Genomic DNA, 5932 nt, shown 5'->3' on the forward strand with positions numbered 1-5932 from the left:
CAGTTCCGGGATGGTTCCAGGTCGATCCGACGAGGCGATCTTGGTCGCGGTGACCAGCGATCCGTCGTGAGTGGACTGCCAACTCGGGCCTGCGAAGTGGTGAACTATGCCGCCGGTGCCGAACAGTAGCGCCTCGGGAACCGAGGCGCCTGTGTAGGCGCCGGTGGTGGCTCCCTCGGGGACAACGCACGTGTAGGTCTGCGTTCCGCTAACGACCAGGTAGGCACCGGTCGGCTGGGACCCGGCCGGCGGTTTGATCGCGTCGGGGATGCTCAGGAACGAACTGGCGTGGGCGCCAGAGCCCGCCGTGGCTGGCGCCGCGGGCGGCGCTACCTCGGCAGCCGAGGCGGCGTGGGTTACGCCACCGACGGCGCCGGTCACGGCTGCCATGCCGACCACCGCAAGCGCGCGAATACGGGACCGAACCGTGCTCAGCATGCTTCTCCCTGTGTAGTTGTGGCAGGCACGTTGCCCACCGCTACAACGTATCTAGCAGGGTCACTGGCAGATCGGAAACCCAACGATGATTATTTTCACTATCGGCCTGGCCGTAGCTTTCAGCCTGAAATCAAGGCAACGCTGGTCAACCGGCTCTCGGCACGAGCAGCACCGCTGCCCTGCGGCACCTGCCCTGACCAGCGTTGTCGTTGATTTTTCGCTGTCTACTACCGGGAGGCCTGTTCGCCCGTGCCGCGCGTCTGGATGTGTGGTGGCTCACGTGTGGGCGGGGATGGCTCGTGTCGCCGATGTCGACTACCGTCGCTTTACGGTGACGGGCGTGTAGCTCTCGGTGATCAACACCTTGGGTGGCGGTGGAGGCGTCGGTCGGGTTGCGGGGCGGGGAGTTGGGGCCTCGGCCGCCGGGTGCGGGACAGCGCCGAGGTCATCGCCGACGAAGTGGTCGGGGGCTGGGGTGGCGGTCAGCGCGGCTGACTGATCCGCACTGGGTGCCCTGATTCGGGGCGGGGAAGGAGCGTTGCGTGTTGGCTGCCGCCGTTCCGACCGTTGAGCTCCCCGAGAGCTCGATGCGGGTTTTGGAAGGGTTCACCGGGTTCAAGTTGTCCCGGACGAAGCTGCCGTTGTTGTGGCAGGACATCGGCACGGCCGAAGTGCTGGAGCATCGGGTGCGTACGGTGTTGGGTCCGATGCTGGAGCAGGCGATCAGGGCGGTCGGGGAGGCGGGGGAGGGCGAGGTCTTCGACCGGTTCGTGGCCCAGACCGTTCCGTTCGTGAAGAAGATGGCCGAGACGGCTGACCTGCTGCTCGCCGTGATCGAGGCGGAGAAGAAGTTCTTCCTCGAGACGGAGACCGGCAAGCGTACGGCGGTGGCCATGTTCAGCTTCATGCAGGCCGAGTTCGCCGTCGCCGCCGCGATGTGGTTCTGGAATCCGGTGGGGGCGGCGGCACACGTCGCCCAGACACGGTCCATCATCCAGGCGTTCCTGCGTTCGGCGTTGGTCCGCTCGGCGGCGAGCGGCACGGCTGTGCAGATGTTGTTCATGCCGGGTTCTGCGCTGCTGGCCGAGGTGTCGATGATGACCGATGGTCTGCAGTCCGGGGTGAACTGGTCGGCGGTCGGTAAGCAGGCGGCGTATGCGGGGGCGGTGGCGTTCCTCAGCACGGTGGCGGGGCCGGCGTTGGGTAAGGTCGCTGGCGCTGTCGCCGGCGCTGTCAGCAAGCTGGGCGTGTCGGATGCCACCAAGATTCTGTTGACCGATCTGCTGACGCGGCCCGTGACGGAGACCCTCGGGGAGGGGCTCTACGGTGGGCTTTCCGGCCTGATGATCGAGGGGTACTACGACGTCAGTAATCTCGGTGCGGACCTTCGTTCCGGGGCGCTGTCGGGGGCAGGGGGATCGGCCGCGAGCGTGCTCGGGTTCCTCTTGAGTCGCGCCGTGATGAAGCCCCGGGTGCAGATGCCTCGCGCCGACTTCACGCCGGACGGAAGGCCGGTCCTGCCGGTGGAGTCGACACCGGTTGGTGCGGACCCGTCCACGGGCTACCAGGCCGGGGTCGATGATCCGAAGGCTGTGGGTGCCGGCACACAGGCCCTGCCGCCCACGCCGCCGCCCACGCCGCCACCGCTGCCGGCATGGAACATGCCCGCGCCGAAGCTGAACCTGCCCACGCCGAACCCGGACCCGTCGGTGCCGTTGTGGTCGGTGCCGGCTGCGCCGGCGCCGCAGTGGGTCGCGGCAGCCGGTGCGCCGGTGGCCGAGCAGTGGCAACGGTTCCAGCAGGATCCGGTGGACCGCTACGGTGGGCTGCTGGCCGGGGTGGCTCGGGCGGGCAAGAGCATGGCCGGGCTTGCCGTGCCGATCGAGCGGGTTTTCGCCGAGTGGGTCGACGCCCGGCAGGGTGATCCCGCTGTCGCGGCTTTCCTGTCCGCGGTCGGTCTGCCGGGTACCGCGCTCACCGAGGGGTATCTGAGGGGTGTCTGGGAGCGGGCGGTGGCCCGGATGGCCGAGGCGTTGGCGTCCGCGGGTGAGCAGATCCCGGCCGAGGTGTGGTCGGAGCAGGTGATCGCCGCGCTGCCGGCGGCGTTCGACCTGGAGGCGCTGCGCGCGATCGCGCACCTGGCCGCCGAACACCACGTCGGCCAGTACCTCGCCGCCGGCCTACCGACGGCCGCCAGCACGCCGACAGGCCTCGGCACGCCGACAGGCCTCGGCACGCCGACGGGCCCCGGCACGCCGGGGGCCGCTGGCACGCCGGCAGGCGCCGGAGCGGCGGTGCCGTCCGCCACCGTGCTCGCGGCGGTCAAGAACGCGGTGCGGGACCAGGTGGACCGAGGCCTCGATGCGATCCTCGGTACCTCCGCAGCCTTGCTGCCCGCTGTGGTGGCCAGCCCCGACGCCGCGCAGGTCAACGCCGTGGCGAACATGGTCCGGCAGACGGTCACCGACCTGCCCGCCCTTTTCACGGCCGCGGCCATCCCCGGCGCCACCGCACCGGCCGCCGGTTCGGCTACCGTCGACATTTCAGAAAGCGGACGCGCCGGGGTGCTCGCATCGGCCGGCGGCAACGCGACGCCCGGGACGCCGGATGTGGCCGGGGCCCGCGGTACGGTGCCGGGTGGCGCCGACTCCCGTGTCGATGGCGTGTCGATCATCGACGTCGACAGCACCAGTGATACCGCGTCGGTCAGTGACGTGTCTATCGCAAGCGATGGAGTATTCAGCCCCGATTTCGGCTCCAGGGACACGGACTCGAACAGTGATGTGTCGTCGCTGGACGAACCGATCAGTGCAGACTCTGGCAGTCTCGGCGAGCCGGCCGTCGCGGCAACGGGGCCGGCCGTCGCGGCGATCGGGTCCGCGGTGGACTCAGGTACGGCATCCCGGCCGGGCGCTGCGTCCGGCCCGGCCGGCAGCAGCGGCCCGGCCGATCTCGGGCTCGCCGCTGCCCACGGGCCGGCCGCGGAACGAATCCACGATCTCGCCAGCGGCGGCCACGGCCGTGCCACCGACGCCCAGCTGCGCCGGCTCGCCGCGGACATCGGTATCCAGGCGGCCTCGCCGGACAGGGTCCTGCCCCAACTGTTCGAGGCATCCAGGGACATCGCCATGGCGGACACGTTCAGCGGCGTGTACTTCGCCGACCCGGCCGTGGCGGATCTGGACGCGGCGGCGGCGGACCGCACGGCGGCACAGGCGCTGCCGTGGGTGCAGGGATGGTTCACCATCGCCGGGCACCGGAACCTGGCCGAGCGGCTGGCCGACGATCCGGTGCGCCAAGCCTTGTTCCTGCGGATGCTCACCGCCTCGCCCGCCTGGCAACACGCTGTTGCGCAGGCGCAACAGCGGGGCGGCGACACACCCGACATCATGCTGGTCTGGTGCGACGCGGCATGGCAGGGACCGGGACAGGACACCTCCTTCGGTGAATGGCTGCGCACCAAGCTGCGCGCCCGGCGGCTGATGTCGTCCACGCACGAGGTAGACCAGATACCCGGCGAGCTGCGGTCACACGTGGACGAGCCGGTGCGGTCCGTGTTGTTCTCGGACGGTTCGGTGGAGTTGTTCGGGCCGGATCTGGTGGAGGCGGTACGGACCGCGGACATCGTCGAGAACGGTCAGGAACCCGGCGTGAGCTGGCCGGTCCAGCAGGACTTCACCGCCGCTGGCGGTCACCACCGGTGGGCCGGCTCCACCTCGAGCGGGCAGTCGCCCGATCCAGCGGAAAGCGGCCCCGACCAACCCCAACCCCAACCCACTGCGGGCAGCTGGGTCCGCGACCCGGATAGGGCCCGGACGCTGTTCGAGCAGCACGTCGGCCACGTCGCCACCACAACGCAGCAGGAGGAGCAGCCGCTGCGGGATTTGTGGAACGCCCTGATCGGCCATATGAACGGCGGGTTCATCACCGTCAGCGAGCGAGCCCTCGCCGATGCGGCAGGCACAGGGCAGACGGCGGTGCATAAGCAGATCGTGGCATTGCGCGACCATCATCTGCTGCAGCTGGACCGGGAAGCACACGGTCGCAGGGCGGCGCGGTACAAGGTGACCGATCCGGGTCCGCCCCGGCAAGCATTGCCGGCCCCTCCTGAGGGCAGAGAGTGGGTGCGCGACCGGGGTGATGCCCGGACGCTGTTCGAGCAGCACGTCGGCCACATCGCCACCACAACGCGGCAGGAGGAGCAGCCGCTGCGGGATTTGTGGAACGTCCTGATCGGCCATATGAACGGCGGGTTCATCACCGTCAGCGAGCGAGCCCTCGCCGATGCGGCAGGCACAGGGCAGACGGCGGTGCATAACCTGATCGTGGCATTGCGCGGCCGTGGTCTGCTGCAGATGGTCGGGGAAGCACGCGGTCGCCTGGCGGCGCGGTACATCGTGACCGATCCGGGTCCGCCCCGGCAAGCACCGGTGCCGGGCCCTGCCCCCGGACCGGTCCGCCCGCAGCAGGGTGCGGACCTGTCCTGGCTGAACGACGGGGATACGTTGCCGATGTCCGGGCCGGTACCTGCCCCGCCGGCGTCGTCCTGGCCGGCGGGGTGGGCGGGACCGGGGTGGCCGGATCCCGGCATTGATGTGACCGCCCACGGTGCTGGGATGTCCACCGACTTCGGCCAGCCGCACACCGACAATCAGCCCGACGGCAGCGGGAACCCCGGCGCCTGGCCCACCTGGCAGATGGACCCAGCCGATCTGCTCAATCTGCTCCATCCGGCGTGGGTCGGCCCGCCCACGGCCGTGGACACGGGACTCTACCCCGGACCGCAATTAACGGATCCGCCCCGACCGCAGGCCCCGCCCGACCCGTGGTCGCAGCCCAGCGGCGACCAGCCCAGCCAGTTCCCAGGGACGCAGCCGTTCCCGCCCGGACTGGGCGTGCAGGATCTGGCACCTCAGTCGCCGATGTCCGGGGCGGTACCTGCCCCGCCGGCGGGCACGGGTCTGCCCGGGCCGCTGGACGACCCGGACGCCCCCACGGCATCGTCCTGGCCGGCGGGGTGGCCGGATCCCGGCATTGATGTGACCGCCCACGGTGCTGGGATGTCCACCGACTTCGGCCAGCCGCACATCGACAATCGGGGGGCCGGCGAGGGCAGCGAGGACCTCGGCGACTGGGCCACCTGGCAGGGGAACCCAGCCCTCGATCTGTTTAATCCGCTCCATCCGGCGTGGGTCGGCCCGCCCACGGCCACGGAACCCTACCCCGGCGGGCCGCAACCCACGGCGGGGTGGGCGGGACCGGATCCCGACATTGAGGTGACCGCCCACGGTGCTGGGATGTCCACCAACCCCGGCCGGCCGCACATCGACAATCAGCCCGACGACGGCGGGAACCCCGGCGCCTGGGCCACCTGGCAGGGGCCGGACATGAGGTTTTCCTAAGGGCTCGCAGATCAACAACACGCAGATTCGGACTCTGGGAGGCGCTGTTGTGGTATGCACCTTGCTGGACCTGTGCAAACTGGCGATGAGTA

Annotated in this window: 1 protein-coding gene and 1 pseudogene; one reads left to right on the forward strand and one right to left on the reverse strand. The window is 70.2% G+C overall.

Annotated elements, in window-relative coordinates; all coding sequences use genetic code 11:
* Positions 1-438 (reverse strand): annotated as a pseudogene (locus tag ACGFIZ_RS33860) (hypothetical protein); the annotation flags it as partial.
* A 542-nt stretch (positions 439-980) separates the two neighbouring features.
* On the opposite strand from ACGFIZ_RS33860, the gene ACGFIZ_RS33865 reads away from it, so the two are divergent.
* Complete coding sequence (locus ACGFIZ_RS33865) at positions 981-5840, forward strand: hypothetical protein (RefSeq protein WP_393427336.1); 4860 nt, start codon at positions 981-983, stop codon at positions 5838-5840.
* Positions 5841-5932: the final 92 nt, after the last annotated feature.

Origin of the sequence: Micromonospora sp. NPDC048830, assembly GCF_043198215.1 — a bacterium.
In the GTDB taxonomy this organism is placed as follows: Bacteria; Actinomycetota; Actinomycetes; order Mycobacteriales; family Micromonosporaceae; genus Micromonospora.